The following is a 19,188-nucleotide window of genomic DNA, read 5'->3' on the forward strand; positions in this document are numbered from 1 at the left end:
CGCCGTGAGCCTCGCGCCGCTTTCCGAGCCCGTCCCGCATTCGGCCGGCACCCGCCGGCCGCGTCGCGCGCTGCCCCCGGGCGCGTGCGACGCGCACATGCACATCTTCGATCCGCGCTTCGCGCCGTCGCCGCACTGGCACCGCAAGCCGCCGGAAGCGGACGTCGCCACGTACCGGCGCCTGCAGCAACGCATCGGGACGGAGCGCACCGTCGTCGTCACGCCGTCCACCTACGGCGTGGACAACGCCTGCACGCTGGACGCACTCGACCAGATGGGCGACAGCGCCCGCGGCGTCGCGGTCGTGGATGCGGACGTGTCGCAAGCCCAACTCGAGCGGCTCGCCGCGCGCCGCGTCCGCGGCCTGCGCGTCAACTTCGTCTCGCCGCAGTCCTGGGGCGAGACGACGCCGGACATGCTCGCGACGCTGGCCCGCAAGGCGGCGCCGCTCGGCTGGCACATCCAGGTGTTCGCGCATCCCGAGCAACTGCTCGCGATGGAGCCGCTGCTCGCGTCGCTGCCGACGCCGCTGGTGATCGACCACATGGGCCGCATCGATCCGGCCGATGGCGCCGCGGGCCCCGGCCTCGCCGTGCTGCGCCGGCTGCTGGATGGCGGCAACACGTGGATCAAGCTCTCCGGCATCTACATGCGTTCGCGGGAAGGCGCGCCGGGCTACGGCGACACTTTCGCGGCCGGCGAGGCACTGGTGCGCCACGCGCCGGAGCGGCTCGTGTGGGGCAGCGACTGGCCGCACACGACGGAGACGCCGGGTTCCGTCGACGACGCCGACCTCGTGGACGTGCTGCTGGCCTGGTGCGGAACGGGCGACACGCTGCAGCGCGTGCTGGTCGACAATCCGCGCCGCCTCTACGGATTCGAATAGCCATGTTCTTCCTGCAAGCTCCCCAGGTGCGCGAACTCGCGCGCTTCACCTCCCTGCCGGAACGCTTCCGCACCCGCACGACAAGCGTGTGGGCCGACGCCAACCGCGCAGGCCGCCCGACGGACTCCTTCCTGGAAGGTCCGGTGTTCGACCGCCAGGGCAACCTCTACGTCTCCGACATCCCGTTCGGCCGCATCTTCCGCATCGACGCCGCGGGCGAATGGACGCTGGTGGCCGAGTACGACGGCGAGCCGAACGGCATGAAGTTCCTCGACGACGCCACGCTGCTCATCACCGACTACAAGAACGGGCTGATGCAACTGGACGTCGCCAGCGGACAGGTGCGCGGCTTCCTGGAGCGCCGGAACACGGAACGCTTCCGCGGCGTGAACGACCTCGTGTTCGACCGCGGCGGCAACCTGTACTTCACGGACCAGGGGCAGACCGGGCTGCACGATCCGACCGGCCGCCTGTACCGCCTGCGTCCCTCGGGCCAGCTGGACCTGCTGCTCGCCAACGTGCCGAGCCCCAACGGCGTGTGCCTCTCGCCGGACGAGTCGGTGCTGTACCTCGCGGTCACGCGCGGCAATTGCGTCTGGCGCGTTCCGCTGCTGGCCGACGGCAGCGTCGCCAAGGTGAGCCAGTTCTTCACCTCGTACGGGCCCAGCGGCCCGGACGGCCTGGCCGCCGACGCGCAGGGCCGCCTGGTCGTCGCGAATCCCGGCCTCGGCTACGTGTGGGTGCTCAACGCCCGCGCGGAGCCGGTCTGGGTGCTGCGCGGGCCGGAAGGGGCGTCGACGACGAACATCGCCTTCGGCGGCCCGGATCGCCGAAGGCTGTTCGTCACCGATTCGACGCACGGCGACGTGCTGTACGCCGACCTCGAGTCCGCAGGTTTGCCGCTGCACGGCAAGCAGAAGCTGTAGGGTGGCGCGGCGAAGCCGCGGCCGGTGAGCGATAGCGAACCCCACCGGCGGGCGTTCGCCAGCGCATGCGCCTAAGGCCTTCGCGCGATCGGCCGCAGCTGCGCGGGCCCCAGCTCCCGCAGCGAGTTCAGGCCCAGCAGCCCCAGGTCCCGTTGCACTTCGTCGGCGAGGATCCGCAGCGCGTGGCGCACGCCCGGCTCGCCCGACACGGCGGCGGCGTACTGGAAGGGACGGCCCACGAAGACCATCCTCGCGCCGAGCGCGACCGCCTTCAGGACGTCCGTGCCGCGGCGGATGCCGCTGTCCATCATCACGGGGAAGTCCGGTCCGAGGGCGGCAACCACTTCCGGCAGCACCCGCAGCGGCGCCACCGCGCCATCGAGCTGGCGGCCGCCGTGGTTCGACAGGATGATGCCGTCCGCGCCGCCATCGCGTGCCGCCCTGGCGTCGTCCACGCTCATGATGCCCTTGACCACCAGCGTGCGCTTCCACAGGCGCCGGATCAGCGCGAGGTGTTCCCAGCTCAGGTGGTCCTTGGCGCCGAAATCGCGCGTCACGCGCGACGACAGGATCGGTGCGCCGCGCGTCGCATAGGAGTTCTCGAAGTGCGGCATGCCGTGCCGCACGAGCGTGCGCAGCGCCGTTCCCAGGAGCCAGCGCGGATGCGTCACGCCATCGAGCGCCAGCCGCAGGTTGGGGCGCAGCGGCGTCGAGAAGCCCGCGCGGATGTTGTTCTCGCGGTTGGCGAGCACGGCGGTGTCCACCGTGAGCACCAGGGTCTCGACGCCCGCGCGGTCGACGCGGGCGATCAGCGGCTCGATCTTCTCCACCTCGCCGGGGAGGTAGGCCTGGAACCAGGTGGCGGGCGACTGGGCGACCACGTCCTCCAGCGCGATGAGCGAGGAGCCGCTCATGATCATCGGCACCTGCGCGGCGGCTGCCGCGCTCGCCAGCACGAGGTCGCCGCGGTAGGCGGACAGGGCGCTGATGCCCATGGGCGCGATGCCGAAGGGCGACGCATGCGTGCGCCCGAACAGCTCCACCTGCTGGCTGCGCGCCGACACGTTGCGCAGCACGCGCGTGACGAAGCCGATCTCCGCGAAGGCCGCGCGGTTGTCGTGCAGCGACGCGCAGTCCTCCGCCGCGCCCGACACGTAGCCGAAGATGGGGCGCGGCAGGTGCCGGCGGGCGGCATGCTCGAAGTCCTCGAGCGAAAGGTAGTGCCGGAGCGCACCCGGCGGCTGCACCCGGGCCACGGCCTTGCTGCTGGCCATGCCTCAGTCCAGGGTGATGTTCGCGGCGCGGATCACCTTCGCCCACTTCTCGGTGTCACGCGTGGTGATCGCGGCGAGCTCGTCCGGCGTGCTCTCCCGCAGTTCCACCCCTTGCGCTTCCAGCTTGGCCACGAGGGCGGGATCCTTCAGCACCTTGGCCAGCGCGGCGTGGATGCGGTCGACGACCGGCTTCGGCGTCGCGGCCGGCGCGTACACGCCGTACCAGGTGGTGAACTCGAAGCCCGGCACCACCGTGCCGATCACCGGCAGCGAGCGGGCCGCGCCGGTGCCGCCAGGCGCGCTCATTCCGAGGGGCTTCACCAGGCCCTTGTCGATGACGGCCTGCAGCGAGGGCGGGCTGCTGAAGAGGGCCTGCACCTGGCCCGAAGCCAGGTCGTTGATCGCCGCCGCCGTGCCGCGGTAAGGCACGTGCGTCATGTCGGTCTTCGTCAGCGCCTGCAGGTACTCCATGCCGAGGTGCGCGACGCCGCCGACGCCGGCCGACGCGTAGTTGACCTTGCCCGGATGGCTGCGCGCGTACTCGATGAACTCCTTCAGGTTGTTCACCGGCAGCTTGCTGGAGACGACGAGGACGTGCGGGCCGGTGGAGACCAGGCCGACGGGCCGCAGCTTCGCGACCAGCTCCTTGCCACCCGTCCTGCTCACCTGCGGCTGCAGCACCATGTTGCCGGAGGCGGCGAACAGCAGCGTGTGGCCGTCCGCGTCGGAACGCACGACCGTCGACAGCGCCGTGACGCCGGCACCCCCGCCCTGGTTGTCCACGACGATGGGCTGGCCCAGCTCGGTGCCCAGCTTCTGGCCCACTTCGCGGGCGACGACGTCGGCCGGCCCGCCGGCCGCGAACGGCACGACGAACTTCACCGGCTTGCTCGGGAAGGCCTGCCCGGACGCGGGCGCCATGAACCCGGTGGCGAGCGCGAGGAGGGATGCGAGGACGTAGTTGCGCATGATGGGTGTCTCCTGGAGGAAATGCGATCGGGCACTCTAGGAGCGGGGCGCGCTGCCTACAATCGCGTTTCATTCTTCGAAATGCGATGCCGAGGACGACGAAGGCCGTGATCGCGGGCCGCGATGGCGGGACTGCGGTGGAGGGCGAGCACGGCGTGCTGGCGGTCGAACGGGCGGCCCGCATCCTGCGCGCGTTCCACGCGGGCGAGCCCTACCTGGGCCTGGCCGCCCTGAGCGAGCGCGCGCAGTTGCACAAGACCACCGCGCTGCGGATCGCACGCACGCTCGCGGGCGCCGGCTTCCTGGTGCAGGGGGCGGACGGAAGCTGGCGGCTCGGGCCCGCGGCGGGCTGGCTGGGCGCGCAATACCAGCAGACCTTCGACGTCAACGATGCGGTGACGCCCTTGCTGCGGGAGCTCGCGCGCGAGACGGGGGAGAGCGCTTCGCTGTTCGTGCGCGAGGGCGATGTGCGCACCTGCCTGCTGCGGGTGGAGAGCGCATCGGAAGAACGCCCCGCGGTCCATCCGGGGACTTCCTTTCCCCTGGCCAAGGGCGCGCCCGGCCGCGTGATCCTCGCCTTTTCCGGACAGCCCGGCGCCTTGTACGAGGAGATCCGCCGCCGGGGCTACCACCTCGCCATCCGCGAGCGCGCCGCCGAAGCGGCGAGCGTCGCGGCGCCGGTGTTCGGCACGAACTGGCAGTTGCTCGGCGCCGTCAGCGTCTCCGGACCCGCATCGCGCCTGTCGGAAGCAAGGCTGCGCTCCTGCGCCGGTGCAGTGGTCACCACGGCGCGGCGGGCCTCGCAACTGCTGGGCGGAACCTACGTGCAGTCGCTGGCGCGACGCAGGCCGTAGCTACTGTCGAGGGCGTCGGCCTGCATCGAATGCAAGGCGCGCTGACGGGCGGCCCCCTCGGCAAGGCCCGCCGCGTGTCCGGCGGTGCTATCGTGAAGGCTTCTCCGGGTCGGCACCTCTCGTGCCTTCTGCCGACCGCATCCCGGGCGTGACAGCGCACCTCGTTCGAAAGGTGCGCCATGCCACCCTCGGAAGACACCTCCACTCCATCAGCGCTCGCGTTCCAGCTCATCGCGGCCCTGGACCTCTACAGGACGGATCTGGACGCGCTCGAGAAGCGCGGGACCGAGGCGTCGTCCGAGTGCCTCGCGGCCCTGCCCCTGGGCCTGACCGTCATCCGCTTGAAGTGCGCGCCGTTCGCCGCCCTGCGCGCCTGCTACGTCGAGTTCCTGATCGGCCACTCGGAGCTGGTGTTCCTGCTCGGGGAGGGTGGCGGGCATGCGGACGCGAGTCGCGGCAAGCACGGGTCGCTCCTGGTCGCGGCCCAGCGCAGGCGGGCAGGGAACCTGATGCGCCTCGCGCTGGAGCCGCTGGCAGCCCACGACGCGGCCAACGATGCCACGCTCGCCCGGGACGTCCCCGGCGAGCAGCACTGAGTGCGCGGCGAGGCCGGCCCATGGGAGATTCCGTGTCGCGGGACGTCGAGCTTCTTTACCTCGCGCAGGCCGACGAGCACGTACGGCACGCGAAGGAGGGCATCGCGCGCCAGCAGCGATGGGTGGACCTGCATGCCCGGGACGACCCGGACGAACTGCTGCGCGGGCAGCGGCTGCTGCAGGCGATGCGCGAAACGCTCGGCGAGTTGCTGGTGCATCGCGATGGGATCGTCCAGAGGCTGGGCAGCCCCTGACGCCGTCCCGTGCGGCACCGCGACAATCCTGATCGAAGCTGTCGATGCGGTTGGAAAGCCTAGGGTTTACCCGTAGACTGCCGTTTTCCACCGCTGTACCCCCATGACCCGCTTCTCCCTCCGGGCGCCGGCGCTCGCCGCGTGCGCCTCGGTCGTCCTCGTTTCGTCCGCCTTCGCCCAGGCGCCCGCCGACACGCTGGCGCGCGTCAAGGAGACGCGGTCGATCACGCTCGGCGTGCGCGAGGCCGCGCGCCCGTTCTCGTACCTGAACGAGCAGAAGCAGCCGGTGGGCTACTCCGTCGACCTGTGCCTCGCCGCCGTCGACGAGATCAAGCGCTCGCTGAAGCTCCCCGAGCTGAAGGTGAACTACAAGCTGGTGGCCGGTGCCGAGCGCATCCCGAAGCTGGAAAGCGGCGAGATCGACCTCGAGTGCGGTTCGACCACCAACACCAAGGCGCGCCAGGAGAAGGTGGCCTTCAGCTACACGATCTTCGTGGCCGGCATCCGCGTGCTCGTGCCCAAGGGCACGAAGGTCGAAACGGTGAAGGACCTCGGTGGCCTGCCGGTGGCCTTGAGCAAGGGCACGACCTCCGAGAAGCTCTTCACGCAGCTCCATGCGAGCGAGGTGAAGATGCAGCTCACCACCTTCGCGAGCAACGGCGAGGCTTACCAGGCGCTGAAGGAAGGCAAGGTGCGCGCGTTCCCGCAGGACGATTCGCTGCTCCTCGGCCTCGCTTCCCACGACAACGCGCTGGACCGCCTCGACCTGAGCAGCGCGGTGCTGTCCGTCGAACCGTACGCCATCATGATGCGCAAGGGCGACACCGCCCTGGCCGCCGTGGTGGACCGCACGCTGGCGCGCCTGTATGCCGGCGGCGAGATCGACGCGACCTATCGCAAGTGGTTCGCGACGGATCGGTTGAACATCGCGATGAGCCGGCTCACGCGCGACAGCTTCACGCGTCCGAACAAGGAGTCGGGCGTGGCGATGTTGCTGGGGTATTCGCTCTAGCATGATCCAGCTGAAAGCGCTGGCCGCGGCCCACATGCCCGACGTCCTGCGGATCCAGGATGGCTGCTACGTCGAGATCGAGCCGGAATCGCGCGAGTCGCTGCAGGCCAAGATCCTCGCGTCGCCGGGCACCTGCCTCGTCGCCGAATCGGCCGCCGGTGTCGTCGGTTACGTCATCGCGATTCCGGTGCGCTACCCGGACCTGCCTGCACTCAACGCCCCGACGTTCCAGCCTGCGACGGCTGCGGACACGCTGTACATCCACGACCTCGCGGTCGCCGATGCAGGACGAGGAACGGGTGCGGGGCGCGCGCTCGTGCGCTCGGCGATCGATGCTGCGAAGGGGCGCGGCCTGGCAAGCGCGTGCCTGGTGGCGATCCAGGGTTCCGTGCCGTACTGGGAACAGTTCGGGTTCGAGAAGGTCGCGGCGCCACCGGATCGCGTCGCAGCCAAGCTGGCCAGCTATGGTCCTGCCGCGCAACTGATGCGCGCGTCGCTCTGAGCGGCGCGTCGGCGTCGATCCACCAAAGGTCCGGCGGCCATGCCCGCTGCCGATGGCCCACCCCGCCGTCCTGCTCCTGCGCTACGCTTCCTCCTTTTGGGAGGAACTCCATGACACAGCCCAGCGAGGGAACCCCGGTCACCTTCGGCATGCTCCAGCAAGCCCTCGACGAGTGCGGCCAGGCCACGGGGTTCGCGCTGGCGGGGGCACTGAACACCGCCGGCACCGACCGCAGCCGGCTGCTCGCCATTGCCGAGAGCCTGCAGACGCTCACCATGGAAGGCCGCTTCCCCGGTGCCTCCGGCCACTGCATGGGCGGCATCGTGCACGGCATGCAGTCCTTCCTGATGGCCGGCGAGAAGGAAGAAGGCGCGCCGCTGCTGTAGCTGCCATGCAGCCCGACGCGCCCATTCCCTACCTCCAGCGCACGCGCGACTGGTACCTGGCGCTCGGCTACGAGCATCCTTACCGCTGGGCGCACTTCGAGGACGTGCCTTTCGCGCCCTTGCGCAAGCCTCTGGCGGATGGCGTGCTGACGCTGGTCACCACCGCCGCGCCGTTCCAGCCGGACAAGGGACCGCAAGGCGCCGGGGCGCCGTACAACGCCGCGGCCAAGTTCTTCGTGCCGTACACCGGCGACACGGCGCGGGACCACGACCTGCGCATCGCGCACGTCGCAGTCGACCGCAAGCACGCGAACATGGAAGACGCGAACTGCTGGTTCCCGCTGCCCCTGCTGCGCCGCTGGGCAGGGGAGGGGCGCCTGCGCCTCGCGCCCCGCTTCCACGGCGCGCCCACGAACCGCAGCCAGCGCCACACGATGGAAGTGGACGCTCCCCTCATCGTGCAGCGTTGCCAGGAGGACGGCGTCGACGCCGCCGTGCTGGTGCCCAACTGTCCGGTGTGCCACCAGACGCTCGCGCTCACCGCACGCGCGCTGGAAGCGGCGGGCATCGCCACCGTGATCCTCGCCTGCGCGCTGGACATCGTGGAGCACGTCGGCGTGCCGCGGCTGCTGTTCTCCGATTTCCCGCTGGGCAACGCGGCAGGCAAGCCGCACGATGCCGGATCGCAGCAGGCGACGCTGGCGCTGGCGCTGGACCTGCTCGCCAACGCGCACGCGCCGCGCACCACCTGGCGTTCGCCGCAGCGCTGGAGCGCCTCGGACGCATGGAAGCTGGATTACTGCAACCCGCAGCGCGTCGCGCCTGAGGAGCTCGCACGATTGCGCGCGGAGTTCGATGCGGGACGCGAGACCGGCCGCCGCTTGCGCGAACAAGGGCCGCAGTAAGCGCACACGGTGCTGCCCGACCGGGGCGCACTTCCCGGCGGCCTGTCGCCGCATTCCTACAAGGCGTAGCGCGAGCCGGCGACAGCCGGGCCGGCCCCACTGCGATGAAATGGTCGCAGCGGGCAGATCCTGCCCCATAACGACAGAGGACCGAGGATGGTGACGGAGACGAAAGCCCGCGTGGTGCTGGTGGAAGACAGCCCGCGCATCCAGGCGGAACTGCGCGAAGCGCTGGGCATGGTGTTCGACGTGGTGGCGGTGATCGCCACCGCGCAGGAAGCAGTCGAATGGCTGCAGGCGCATCCGCGCGGATGGGACCTGGCCGTGGTGGACATCTTCCTGAAGCAGGGCCACGGGTTCCAGGTGCTGCGCCACTGCGCGCCGCAGGCCCACCAGTCCGTGGTGGTGCTCTCCAACTACACGCGCGAGCCGGCGCGGTCGTCCGCCCTGGAGCAAGGCGCGTCCGCCGTTTTCGACAAGGGGCTCGAGATGGAGCAGTTCCTGGCGTACTGCGCCGCGCGGGCGGAAGTGCACGCGCGCCACCAGGCCAGGGCCGCCGCCGCGGAAGCGAAGGCTTCCTTGCCGCGCCGCATGCCCGTCGCGCGATCCAGCGGCATGTTGCACGAGGCGGCCTGAGCGGCGGGCTTTCCGGGAAACCGGCATGATGCCCGGGCACGACTCGGAGAACCCGCACGCATGAACTTCCCCGCAGTGGACGCCGCCTTGCAGGCGGCCCTGGCTGGCGAGCAGCTCGCCGGCGTTTCGTACACCGTCTTCCGCGGCAGCGAGGTGCTGGCCCGCAAGTGCCTCGGCTGGGCCGACCGGGAGGCGGAGGTGCCCCTGCGCGAAGACCATCTCTTCCGCGCGTTCTCCAACACGAAGCTGGTCACGAGCTGCGCCGCCCTGCAGATGCTGGAGCAGGGCCGCTGCCGCCTCGACGACCCGGTGGGGCAGTACATCCCCGCCCTCGCGAACCTGCGCGTGCTGCGCCCCGGCGCGACCGCGATCAACGATACCGAGCCCGCGCGCGAGCCGGTGCGCATCCGGCACCTGCTGACGCACACGGCCGGTTTCACCTATGCGTTCACGCAGCCCGATGCGCCCATCGCGAAGGCGTATCGCGATGCGCGCATCCTCGATCCGCAGCGCGACCTCGCGCAGACGATGGAAGCGCTGGGGACCCTGCCGCTGCTCTTCCAGCCGGGCAGCGCCTGGAACTACTCGGTGGCAACCGACGTCGTCGGACGCCTGGTGGAAGTGCTCTCCGGGCAGAAGCTGGACGACTACTTCCGCGCGCACGTCTTCGCGCCGCTCGGCATGCGCGACACCTTCTTCGCCATTCCCCCGGAGAAGCAGGAGCGGCTGGCCGCGCTCTACATCGGCAGCCTCCAGGAGCCGCTGCGCCCCGGGCTGCGCCGTGCGGACAACCTGCCGTACGAAGGCGCGTGGCTGCGGCCCATGGCTTTCCTCGGTGGAGGCGGCGGGCTGGTCACCTCGCTCGGTGACTACGCCGCGCTGGTGCGCGCGCTGCTGCAAGGCGGCGCGCCGCTGCTGCGCCCCGAGACGATGGAGCTCGTCACGCGCAACCAGTTGCCCGAAGGCATGTGGATCCAGTTCCCGGGCCTGCCGGTGCAGCAAGGGCGCGGCCACAGCCTGGCCGGGGCCGTCGTCGTGGACGGCTCGCACGCCGTCTCGCTGGGGGAAGGGCAGGTGGACTGGGGCGGCCTCGCAGGCACGAAGTGGGCCTTCTCGCCCCGGGAGGGCGTCGGGGCGGTGCTGATGACGCAGCGCTACATGGGCAGCGACCTGCCGTACTGGCCGGGCTTCCTGCGGGCGCTGCGCGAGGACTTGCGCAGTGCCTAGGCGTCCTGCACCACGATGCCGGAGAGGTTTCCGTGGTGCGCCAGTTCGCGCAGCAGGATGACGTCGGCCACGGCTTCGCGATCCGACACCTGGTCGCGCACGACGGCATCGTGGACGCGCGAGAACGCTCGTTCCACTGCATCCGTCGTGAACGAGGCCTGCGGGCCGAGGTGCCTGCGCAAGCGGCCCGTCGTGTCCCGGACCTCCAGTTGCAGCCCATCGAACGCCTTGCTGAAGCGCATGATCCAGTCTTCGGTGCGCTCGATGGCGACCTCGATGTCGATCTCCCGCAAACGCATCCCCGCGTCGGGTAGGAGGGCTGCCGCACCACGTTCGAGCCGGGCCAGGGGCGTCCCATCACGCCGGAGCTCGTAGGCGTCGGAGGCAATGATCAACCGGAGATCGGGCATCACGGGAACTCCACGGTGTCGGGGAGGGGCATCAGGCTTCGGGCGCTTCCAGCCACTTCATCGCGGCGCCCAGGTCGTTGTAGAAGACCCGGCAATGGTCCTCGCCGACCTGGCCGAACGCAATCCGTGCCAAGTAGGCGCTGCGCGTGTCGGCGACCAGGATGGCGGTGCGCAGCGATGCGGCACCCAGGCTGGCCCCGCGCTCGGCGGCCAGCTGCTGGTGCAGCAGCACCAGTTGCACCTCGGGCGCGACCAGTTCCAGCGCGTCGTACAGCACGCGCACGTGCTTCGTGTCCCGGGCGAGCTCCACCACGCGCTGCTCGCATTCGCGCAGCATCTCCGCGGTGGGGGCGCCGCGCAGGCGCGCGACGATGGTGGAGCCGACCGGCTCCACCCACAGGTTCGGGTCGCGCGCCGCGCGGGCCTCAGGCCGGCTGGCCATCGGCGCCTCAGCGCACGATGCGCGAGCTGGCCGTGGCGGCGAACGTCTCGCCTGCCGCGGCCGGACGGCCGGACAGGTAGGCCGAGCCGCTGTCCTCGCCGGTGAAGGCGGCGACCCGCTCGCGGTCCTCGATGTACTCGGACTGCACGGCCCGGCGGCCGCGGTCCGTCTGGAAGCCGGCCAGCGGGTTGTAGCTGGTGGACGAAGGGTTGTTCACGGACGAAGTCGCGGGAACGTCCTTGGCCAGCACCGCGACCGGGGACGCGGTCGACACGAAAGGCGTGTTGTATTCCGTGTAGCTCTCGGCGGAGACGGAAGCGGCGGCGGCAGCGATGGACAGGCCGAGGATCAGGGACTTGTGGTTCATGGTGGCTCCTTGGTTGGTGGTGCAGCGGTTTGCTGCGTCCGTGTAGTGAATGTATTGGCTGGGGATGAATAGATAAACAGCCGATGAATTGACTTACTGTTCATCTGGCGTGAACAATGGAGGGAAAGAGGGTTCCCCATGGACCGATTCCAGGAAATGCGGGTGTTCGCTGCCGTCGTGGACGCGGGCAGCTTCGTCGGCGCGGCGGATGCGCTGGGCCTGTCCAAGGCCGCGGTGTCGCGCATCGTTTCCGAGCTCGAGGCGCGCCTGGGCGTGCGCCTGCTCCACCGCACCACGCGGCGGCTCTCGCTGACCGCCGAAGGCGAGGTGTTCGTCGTGCGCTGCAGGGACGTCCTCGCTTCCGTCGAAGAAGCGGAGGCGGAGATCACGGAGCGCAGCGGCGATGCGGTGGGCCTGCTGAAGGTGAGCGCGCCCTTCTCCTTCGGCGTGCTGCGGCTCGGGCCGCTGTGGGGCGGTTTCCTGGCCGCGCATCCCCGCATCGAGCTGGAGATCACGCTGTCGGACCGCTTCGTGGACCTGGTGGACGAGGGCTTCGACCTGGCGGTGCGCATCGCGCGCCTGCAGGACTCGTCCCTGGTGAGCCGCCGGGTCTCCTCCACGCGCATGGTCCTGTGCGCCTCCCCGCGCTATCTCAAGGCGCATGGCAAGCCGAAGCATCCGTCGGAGCTCGCGAGCCATGCCGTGCTGGCGTACAGCCTGCTCGCCGCGGGCGACACGTGGGAGTTCGAGGGCCCGGACGGCACCGTCCCGGTGAAGGTGCATCCGCGGATGCGCACCAACAACGGCGACACGTGCCGTGCCGTCGCGCTTTCGCACGAAGGCATCGTGCTGCAGCCGGCGTTCATCGTGGACGAAGACCTGCGTGCCGGCACGCTCGTCGAGCTGTTGCCGCAGTACCGCGCGCCCGATCTCGGGGTGTACGCGATGTACCCCTCGCGCAAGCACCTGCTGCCCAAGGTGCGGGTGCTGGTCGACTACCTCGCCGCGGCCTTGCAGCGGGACGCGCCGGCAGCCCGGGCACGCTAGGCCGGCGCGGGCGACGCCAGCGGGGCGAGCCCGTGCAGCAGCGTCGGCAGCAATTCGGAGACGGTCGGATGGATGGGCACGGCCTTCTCGAGGGCGGTGCAGGGAACGCCCGCCGTCATCGCGTTGAGCAGGCTGTGCACCACTTCGTCGCCGTTCAGCCCGAGGAGGGACGCTCCCAGGATCTGCCGGCTGTCCGCGTCCACCAGCACCTTCATCAGGCCCTGCGTCTCGCCCGATTCCTTCGCCCGCCCCACGCGCCGCATCGGCAGCGTCGCGAGCAGCGCGCGTGTACCGTCGGCGCGCACCTCCTGTTCCGTCTTGCCCACGCGCCCCAGCGGCGGGTCGATGAAGAGGGCGTAGCACGGGATCCGCTGGCCGAGGCCACGCGTGCGGCTGCCGAACAGGTGGTCCACGACGATCTCGTGGTCGTTCCAGGCCGTGTGCGTGAAGCCGCCGCGGCCGTTGCAGTCGCCCAGTGCCCACACCCCTTCCACGCTCGCCCGGCACTGGTCGTCCACGACGACGTGGCCGCGCGTGTCGGTGGCGATGCCCGCGGCATCCAGCCCGAGGTCGTCCGTGTTCGGCGTGCGGCCCATCGCCAGCAGCACGTGGCTGCCTTCGACGGCCGGCTCGCCCGCCTGGCATTCCAGCAGCAGGCGCACGCCGGCGCCCGCACGCTCGAAGGCCATGCACTCGGCGCCCAGCCGGAACCGCACGCCCTCGGCCTCGAGGATGGCGCGGATCTCCGCCGCGATGTCCTCGTCCTCGCGCGGCAGGAAGCGAGGCGAGCGCTCGACCACCGTCACTTCGGCGCCGAAGCGGCGCAGGACCTGCGCGAACTCCAGCCCGATGTAGCTGCCGCCGACGATCACGAGGTGGCGCGGCACTTCCTCGAGTTCGAGCGCCGACACGTTGTCGAGCGTGGCCACGTCGGCGATGCCGGGCAACGGCGGATGCGCGGGCCGGGTGCCCACGTCCAGGAAGATCTTCGGGGCGGCCAGCAGGCGCTCGCCCACGCGAAGCTGGCCGGGCGCTGCGAAACGCGCGTGCCCGGTGATCCATTCCAGGCCCTGCAGGCCGCGCACCCAGGATTCCAGCCCGGTGCGCGCGGCGTCGACGATTTCATCCTTGCGCGCCTTCACGCGGCGCATGTCGACCTGCACGTCGCCGCAGGCGAAGCCGAACTCCGCGCCGCGCCGCGCGAGGTGCATGGCGCGCGCGCTGGCGTAGAGCGTCTTGGTGGGGAAGCAGCCGGTGTTGACGCAGGTGCCGCCGAGCCGGTCGCGTTCGACCAGGGCGACCCGCAGGCCTTCCTTGACACAGCGCGCCGCGAGGGCCGGGCCGGCCTGGCCGGCGCCGACCACGATGGCGTCGAAGTGCTCGGGTGCTGGCATGGTGGTGCCCCTAGGAAGCGCGCGCGCCACGGTCGGGGCCCAGCCACGCCGAAGCGGCGGCGAGCATCGCGCGCAACCCCGTGGCGAGCGTCGGGTGGATCACCGGCGCGAACATCGGCGAATGGTTGCTCGGGATGCGGTTGATGGCCTTCTCCTGCACGGCCCTGGCGTACACGTCGGGATCGGTGCCGCCGACGAACCAGAACACATAGGGCACGCCCCACGCACGGCCGAAGAGGCTGAAGTCCTCGCTGGCCGATGCGGGGTTGGGCGCCAGCGACGCGGCCCCGCCGAACTCCGCGTGGAAGGCATCCGCGAGCTTGCGGGTGGCCTCCGCGTCGTTCACCGTCAGGGGATACCGGTTCAAGGGCGTGAACTCCGGCGGCCGCTCGGCGCCCGAGGCTTCGCTCTCGGCGCAGCAGATGCGGTGGATCGCCTTCAGCATGGACTCGCGCGTGTCGTCGCTGAAGGTGCGCATGTTCAGCTTGATCGTCGCGTCGTCGGGGATGATGTTCTCCTTGGTGCCGGCCTGCAGCGAGCCGATGGTGAGCACCGCCGGCTCCGAGGGCGCGATCTCGCGCGACACGATGGTCTGCAGGCGCAAGGTGGTGGCCGCTGCCATCACCACGGGGTCGACGGAGGTCTGCGGCTGCGAGCCGTGCGCCCCCCGCCCGAACAGGCGGATCTTCAGGCTGTCGCCCGCCGACAGGGTCACGCCGGGCCGGAAGGTCACCGTGCCCGTCGCGCCGACCATCACGTGCTGGCCCAGGATGATGTCGGGGCGCGGGAACCGGCCTTCGCCCCAGTCGGCGACCATGCTGGCGGCGCCCTGCGCCGTCTCCTCGCCCGGCTGGAACACGAGCATGGCCGTTCCGGACCAGGCCTCGCGGTGCTGCGCCAGCACCCGTGCGGTCCCGAGCAGCCACGTCACGTGCATGTCGTGGCCGCACGAGTGCGCGACGCCCACGGTGGCGCCGTCCTCGTCCTTTGCCGTCTCGGTGCTCGCATAAGGAAGCCCGGTCTTCTCCTGCATGGGCAGGGCGTCCATGTCCGCACGCAGCATCACGGTGGGGCCCGCCCCGTTGCGCAGCACGGCCACCACGCCAGTCACACCGACGCCGCGCGTCACTTCGTAGCCGAGGTCCTGCACGTGGTCGGCCACGATCTGCGCGGTGCGGACTTCCTGCATCGACAGCTCGGGATGGCGGTGGAGGTCGGTGTAGATCGCGGCGAGTTCGTCCAGCAGCGGCTGCCCGAGCTGCTGCAGGGCTTCGGTCCATGGGCTCATGCGCTCTCCCCGAAGAGGATGTCAATCGCGCGGTGCCGACGTGCGCCCCGCCGGCAGCGACCAGCCGCTCAGCAGGGCGGCCGCCCGGAGGCCCGTGGCGCTGCCGGCCGCGAGCAGGAAGCCGGTCGCGGGCGGCACCTCGAACCGCACGGCGAAAACATACACCCACCCGCCCACGAACGCGCAGACGGCATAAGGGCGCCGGTCGCGCAGCGCCGTCGGGATCTCGTTGCACACCACGTCGCGCAGGATGCCACCGAACGTGGCGCTGATCACGCCCATCAGCACGGCCGGAAGCGCAGGCGTGCCGGCCGCCAGGGCGAGCTGCGTGCCGCTGGCCGTGAACAGCCCCAGGCCCAGCGCGTCCGGCCACTGGATGGCGCGCTCCGTGAATTCGTAGTGGGTGGTGCGCAGGAGGTAGATGGCAGCCACGGCTGTGCCTATCAGCACCCAGAGCCAGCCGGGATGGTCGACCCAGAAGAAGGGACGGCGGTCCAGCAGCACGTCGCGCAGCGTGCCGCCGCCGAACGCGGCGAGGCCCATCACCACGCAGATGCCGACCACGTCCAGCTGCTTGCGGATTCCCGCCAGCAGGCCGGACAACGCGAAGGCGACGTTGGCGCCGGCCTCCACGGCGGTGTGCACCCAGGTGAAGATCTCGTCCTGGTTCGGCATCATGGTTGCGCCCTTCGCTGCTCGTCGGTCGTGGCCACGGGCGTGACCAGCACCTGGTCGATGCGCAGGCTGTCCACGTCCAGCACCTCGAAGCGGAAGCCGCCCCATTCGGCGCGGTCCGTGCGGCGCGGCATGCGCCGCAGCAGCGCCATCATCAGGCCGGCCAGCGTGTCGTACTGGCCGCGCTGCGGCAGCGTGTCCCCGTCTGCCCCCAGGGCACGCAGGACGTCCCCCACGGGCGTCATGCCGTCCATCAGCCAGGAGCCGTCGTCCCGGCGCACGATCTGCTCCTCGTCCTGCGGGCCGACCAGGCTGCCCATCACCGTGCTCATCACGTCGTTGAGCGTGATCACGCCCAGCACGAGGCTGTACTCGTTGACGATCACCGCGAAGTCCTCGTGCGCCTGCCGGAACTCGCCGAGCACTTCCGACAGGGTCAGGCGGTCGGGGATGAACAGCGCCTTGCGCAGCAGGCCCTGGGACTCCTCGCCCTGCAGGCGGATCGGCTGCTGCCGCACCATGCGGGCGAACAGGTCCGCGGTATCCACGTAGCCGACCACGCGGTCGATGTCGCCGTCGCAGACGAGATAGGTGGAGTGGGGCTCCTGCGCGATGCGGGCGCGGATGCCTGCCTCGTCGTCGGAGGCGAGGAAGTACACGACGTGCTGGCGCGGCGTCATCGCGCTTTCCACGATGCGGGTGTCGAGCTCGAACAGGTTCTCGATCACCTGCTGCTCGCGCGCGTGCAGCACGCCCGCCTTGGCGCCCGCCGCCGTCATCGCCAGGATGTCCGCGGACGTGATCTGGTCGTGGCGCCTTTCGGGGACGCCGGCCGCGCGCATGAGGACGTCGGTCGTCCGCTTGAACACCCAGACGACGGGCCGCAGGATGCCCGTGAACCAGTGCATGGGGCGCAGCACGCGGATGGCCAGGCGCTCCGGTTCCGCCATGGCGAGCCGGCGCGGGAACAGGTCGGCGAAGAGGATGAAGCCCGTCGTGATCGCCGCGAACGAGAGAACGGAGGCCACGGGGGCCACGTTCGCCGCGGGCAGCACGCGGACCAGCGCCGCGGTGAACAGTGGCGACAGCACCCCGTCCCCGACGACGCCGGCCAGGATGGCCAGCATGTTCTGGGCGATCTGCACGACGGTGAAGTAGTTGCCGGGCTGTTCCTGCACCGCCAGCACGCGTTCGGCCCGTGCATCGCCCTGGTCGGCCAGCTGGCGCAGCCGCAGGCGTCGCGAGGAGGCGAGGGCGATCTCCGCCACGGAGAAGAAGGCGCTGCACGCGATCAGCAGCAGGATGACGAGGAGTTCGGCACCGGGCCCCATGCGGCCGAGTCTAGTGCAAGCGCCGCGGCGCGGGCCTACGACGCCATCTGCATGTCGTTGTCGATCGGGAACATCTGGCCCGAGATCGACTTGCCTGCATCGGAGGCGAGGAAGAATGCCAGCGCCGCGATGTCCTTCGGGTCGACGAAGCGCTGCAGCGACTGGATGGTCAGTGCCTCCTTGCGCTCTTCTTCGACGCTGCGCCCGGACAACTTCGCGCGCGCGGCGAGCACGTTCTCGATGCGGGCGCCCTCCACCGCGCCGGGCAGGATCGCATTCACGCGCACGCCGGCTTCGCCGAGTTCGCGCGACAGCGTCTTGGTGAAGCCGATCAGGCCCCACTTGCTGGTGGCATACGCACTGCGGTTGGGATAGCCGAAGCGGCCCGCGACGGACGACATCACGATGATCGAGCCCGCGCCCGACTTCTTCAGGTGCGGGATGGCCAGCCGCGTGACGTTGAACGTGCCGGTGAGGTTGATCTGCATGACCAGATCCCACGCTGCGGGATCGAAGGATTCGACCGGCGCCGTGGGGCCGGAAATCCCCGCGTTGTTCACGAGGACGTCCAGGCCGCCGAGCGTCTCGATCGCGGATGGAATCGCACGCTCGATCTCGGCGGACTTCGACAGGTCGCAGGCGGCGGTGCGGATGCCGGGCGTTTCGCGCTCGAGCGCTGCCAGCGCCTGGGCGTCGACGTCCACGACGAAGACGCTGCCGCCCGCCGCGGCAAACGTGCGCGCGATCTCGCGCCCGATGCCGGACGCGCCGGCGGTGACCAGGACCTTCTGTTGTGCGTTCATGTCGGCCTCCTGTCAGGGGCACGAGCATGCTCCTTTTTCGCGATCGCGAACTGCCGGTAGCGCTCGCTCTGCGCCCCACTGGCCACCGCCGCCCTCGAACTGGACGCCTGGGGTTTGTCCGGAGGCATGCGACAATCGACGGCACTGCGGGAGAGCGGGGCTGCGTGCCCCCGCCGAAGGCGCAAACTCCTATCATCGCTCAGGCACCCGGACCGCAGCCCGATCAATCGCCGACTGGAGAGCGGCCGTCCCCGCGACGGCCCACCGAAGGGGCTGGCTGCGACCGCAGCCGAAACTCTCAGGTTCAAGGGACAGGGGGAGAGGCGCAGCAGGTTTCGCGTTCCGCGTGGACGCGGGCCGCGTGCAACCCGTGGAGTTCCCTTGCTCAGCATCGTCTACCTCGTCGCCATCGCTGCCGAAGCGATGGCCGGCGCCCTCGCTGCCGGCCGGCGCCGCATGGACGTCTTCGGCGTCTGTGTCATCGCCTTCGTCACCGCCCTCGGGGGCGGCACCCTGCGGGACATCGTCCTGGGCCGTTTCCCGATCGGGTGGACCCAGCATCCCGCCCACGTCTACCTGGTGGTCGGTGCAGGCCTGCTCACGGTGCTGCTGGCGCGCCACCTGCATCGCGTGCGGCGCCTGTTCCTCGTGCTCGATGCCATGGGGCTGGTGGCGTTCTCGCTGATCGGCAGCGACGTCGCGCTGCGCATGGGCTACGAGCTGCCGGTCGTGGTGATGGCCGGCATGATGACCGGCATCTTCGGCGGTGTGCTGCGCGACGTGCTGTGCAACCAGGTGCCGGTGGTGTTCCGGCAGGAGCTCTACGCGGTCGTGTCGCTGGCCGTGTGCCTGCTGTTCCTGGCGCTGCGCGCGCTCGGCGTGCCGCCGGACGTGAACACCGCGATCAGCTTCGTTGCGGGCCTTGCCCTGCGCCTGCTGGCGATCTGGCGCGGCTGGCGGCTGCCGACCTTCTCGCATCGCGCTGCGTGGGACTGAGGCCATGG

The 19,188-nt window shown here is 70.6% G+C and carries 23 protein-coding genes and 1 riboswitch; of the genes, 13 read left to right on the forward strand and 10 right to left on the reverse strand.

The window, feature by feature from the left end; translation table 11 throughout:
* Positions 1 to 4 precede the first annotated feature (4 nt).
* Entirely contained in the window at positions 5 to 886 is an 882-nt protein-coding gene (locus H8N03_RS00555) for an amidohydrolase family protein (RefSeq protein ID WP_187075171.1), read from the forward strand.
* A gap of 2 nt (positions 887 to 888) precedes the next feature.
* Positions 889 to 1,812, forward strand: a complete 924-nt coding sequence (locus tag H8N03_RS00560) for an SMP-30/gluconolactonase/LRE family protein (protein ID WP_187074174.1) — start codon at positions 889 to 891, stop codon at positions 1,810 to 1,812.
* A gap of 71 nt (positions 1,813 to 1,883) precedes the next feature.
* Here the strand turns inward: H8N03_RS00560 and H8N03_RS00565 are convergent, their stop codons facing one another.
* A complete protein-coding gene (locus H8N03_RS00565; protein WP_187074175.1) occupies positions 1,884 to 3,086 on the reverse strand; it encodes an alpha-hydroxy acid oxidase in 1,203 nt (400 codons plus the stop codon).
* A 3-nt stretch (positions 3,087 to 3,089) separates the two neighbouring features.
* Positions 3,090 to 4,055, reverse strand: coding sequence for a Bug family tripartite tricarboxylate transporter substrate binding protein (locus tag H8N03_RS00570; RefSeq protein WP_222622783.1), 966 nt, complete (start codon positions 4,053 to 4,055; stop codon positions 3,090 to 3,092).
* A gap of 86 nt (positions 4,056 to 4,141) precedes the next feature.
* On the opposite strand from H8N03_RS00570, the gene H8N03_RS00575 reads away from it, so the two are divergent.
* The 9 genes from H8N03_RS00575 (at position 4,142) to H8N03_RS00615 (ending at position 10,427) form a co-directional block, all read left to right on the forward strand.
* Positions 4,142 to 4,909 carry an IclR family transcriptional regulator gene (locus H8N03_RS00575; protein WP_187074176.1) on the forward strand — a complete coding sequence of 256 codons (768 nt, stop codon included), beginning with the start codon at positions 4,142 to 4,144 and terminating at the stop codon, positions 4,907 to 4,909.
* 179 nt (positions 4,910 to 5,088) lie between these two features.
* Positions 5,089 to 5,505, forward strand: a complete 417-nt coding sequence (locus H8N03_RS00580; protein WP_187074177.1) for a hypothetical protein — start codon at positions 5,089 to 5,091, stop codon at positions 5,503 to 5,505.
* A gap of 20 nt (positions 5,506 to 5,525) precedes the next feature.
* The gene (locus H8N03_RS00585; protein WP_222622784.1) at positions 5,526 to 5,759 is read left to right on the forward strand and encodes a hypothetical protein; all 234 of its coding nucleotides are present in this window, start codon (positions 5,526 to 5,528) and stop codon (positions 5,757 to 5,759) included.
* Positions 5,760 to 5,862: 103 nt separating this feature from the next.
* Positions 5,863 to 6,771 carry an amino acid ABC transporter substrate-binding protein gene (locus H8N03_RS00590; protein ID WP_187074179.1) on the forward strand — a complete coding sequence of 303 codons (909 nt, stop codon included), beginning with the start codon at positions 5,863 to 5,865 and terminating at the stop codon, positions 6,769 to 6,771.
* A gap of 1 nt (position 6,772) precedes the next feature.
* Positions 6,773 to 7,273, forward strand: coding sequence for a GNAT family N-acetyltransferase (locus H8N03_RS00595; protein ID WP_187074180.1), 501 nt, complete (start codon positions 6,773 to 6,775; stop codon positions 7,271 to 7,273).
* 110 nt (positions 7,274 to 7,383) lie between these two features.
* Positions 7,384 to 7,659 (forward strand): hypothetical protein, encoded by a 276-nt coding sequence (locus tag H8N03_RS00600; protein ID WP_187074181.1) that lies wholly within the window; start codon positions 7,384 to 7,386, stop codon positions 7,657 to 7,659.
* 5 nt (positions 7,660 to 7,664) lie between these two features.
* Entirely contained in the window at positions 7,665 to 8,564 is a 900-nt protein-coding gene (locus H8N03_RS00605) for a glycine reductase (protein ID WP_187074182.1), read from the forward strand.
* A gap of 159 nt (positions 8,565 to 8,723) precedes the next feature.
* Entirely contained in the window at positions 8,724 to 9,200 is a 477-nt protein-coding gene (locus H8N03_RS00610; protein WP_187074183.1) for a response regulator, read from the forward strand.
* Between the two features lie 60 nt (positions 9,201 to 9,260).
* Complete coding sequence (locus tag H8N03_RS00615) at positions 9,261 to 10,427, forward strand: serine hydrolase domain-containing protein (protein WP_187074184.1); 1,167 nt, start codon at positions 9,261 to 9,263, stop codon at positions 10,425 to 10,427.
* Here H8N03_RS00615 and H8N03_RS00620 read toward each other — a convergent pair.
* From H8N03_RS00620 to H8N03_RS00630, 3 genes are read right to left on the reverse strand one after another with little or no spacing between them, the layout of a single operon-like run.
* Positions 10,424 to 10,840 carry a hypothetical protein gene (locus H8N03_RS00620; RefSeq protein ID WP_187074185.1) on the reverse strand — a complete coding sequence of 139 codons (417 nt, stop codon included), beginning with the start codon at positions 10,838 to 10,840 and terminating at the stop codon, positions 10,424 to 10,426. The two genes, H8N03_RS00615 and H8N03_RS00620, sit on opposite strands and share 4 nt — an antisense overlap.
* A 28-nt stretch (positions 10,841 to 10,868) precedes the next feature.
* Positions 10,869 to 11,279, reverse strand: coding sequence for a hypothetical protein (locus H8N03_RS00625; protein ID WP_187074186.1), 411 nt, complete (start codon positions 11,277 to 11,279; stop codon positions 10,869 to 10,871).
* A 7-nt stretch (positions 11,280 to 11,286) separates the two neighbouring features.
* Complete coding sequence (locus H8N03_RS00630) at positions 11,287 to 11,646, reverse strand: hypothetical protein (RefSeq protein ID WP_187074187.1); 360 nt, start codon at positions 11,644 to 11,646, stop codon at positions 11,287 to 11,289.
* 138 nt (positions 11,647 to 11,784) lie between these two features.
* Here H8N03_RS00630 and H8N03_RS00635 point away from each other — a divergent pair, with 138 nt between their 5' ends.
* Positions 11,785 to 12,693: a LysR family transcriptional regulator gene (locus H8N03_RS00635; RefSeq protein WP_187074188.1), complete on the forward strand. Its 909-nt coding sequence runs from the start codon at positions 11,785 to 11,787 to the stop codon at positions 12,691 to 12,693.
* On the opposite strand, the gene H8N03_RS00640 is transcribed toward H8N03_RS00635, so the two are convergent.
* Genes H8N03_RS00640 through H8N03_RS00660 form a run of 5 tightly spaced genes read right to left on the reverse strand, consistent with a single transcriptional unit; the run spans position 12,690 to position 18,184 of the window.
* On the reverse strand, positions 12,690 to 14,087 hold the full coding sequence (locus H8N03_RS00640) for an FAD-containing oxidoreductase (RefSeq protein ID WP_187074189.1): 1,398 nt from the start codon (positions 14,085 to 14,087) through the stop codon (positions 12,690 to 12,692). The two genes, H8N03_RS00635 and H8N03_RS00640, sit on opposite strands and share 4 nt — an antisense overlap.
* 10 nt (positions 14,088 to 14,097) lie before the next feature.
* Positions 14,098 to 15,375, reverse strand: a complete 1,278-nt coding sequence (locus H8N03_RS00645; RefSeq protein ID WP_187074190.1) for an amidohydrolase — start codon at positions 15,373 to 15,375, stop codon at positions 14,098 to 14,100.
* A gap of 21 nt (positions 15,376 to 15,396) precedes the next feature.
* The gene (locus tag H8N03_RS00650) at positions 15,397 to 16,053 is read right to left on the reverse strand and encodes a trimeric intracellular cation channel family protein (protein WP_354005054.1); all 657 of its coding nucleotides are present in this window, start codon (positions 16,051 to 16,053) and stop codon (positions 15,397 to 15,399) included.
* Positions 16,050 to 17,381 carry a polyamine export protein PaeA gene (gene paeA, locus H8N03_RS00655; RefSeq protein ID WP_187074191.1) on the reverse strand — a complete coding sequence of 444 codons (1,332 nt, stop codon included), beginning with the start codon at positions 17,379 to 17,381 and terminating at the stop codon, positions 16,050 to 16,052. Before paeA ends, H8N03_RS00650 begins: the two co-directional genes overlap by 4 nt.
* Before the next feature lie 35 nt (positions 17,382 to 17,416).
* Entirely contained in the window at positions 17,417 to 18,184 is a 768-nt protein-coding gene (locus tag H8N03_RS00660) for an SDR family oxidoreductase (protein ID WP_187074192.1), read from the reverse strand.
* A 137-nt stretch (positions 18,185 to 18,321) separates the two neighbouring features.
* Positions 18,322 to 18,409: riboswitch (glycine riboswitch) on the forward strand.
* Positions 18,410 to 18,565: 156 nt separating this feature from the next.
* On the opposite strand from H8N03_RS00660, the gene H8N03_RS00665 reads away from it, so the two are divergent.
* Complete coding sequence (locus tag H8N03_RS00665) at positions 18,566 to 19,180, forward strand: trimeric intracellular cation channel family protein (RefSeq protein WP_187074193.1); 615 nt, start codon at positions 18,566 to 18,568, stop codon at positions 19,178 to 19,180.
* Positions 19,181 to 19,188: the final 8 nt, after the last annotated feature.

It is taken from the genome of Ramlibacter cellulosilyticus, from assembly GCF_014297465.1.
In the GTDB taxonomy this organism is placed as follows: Bacteria; Pseudomonadota; Gammaproteobacteria; order Burkholderiales; family Burkholderiaceae_C; genus Ramlibacter; species Ramlibacter cellulosilyticus.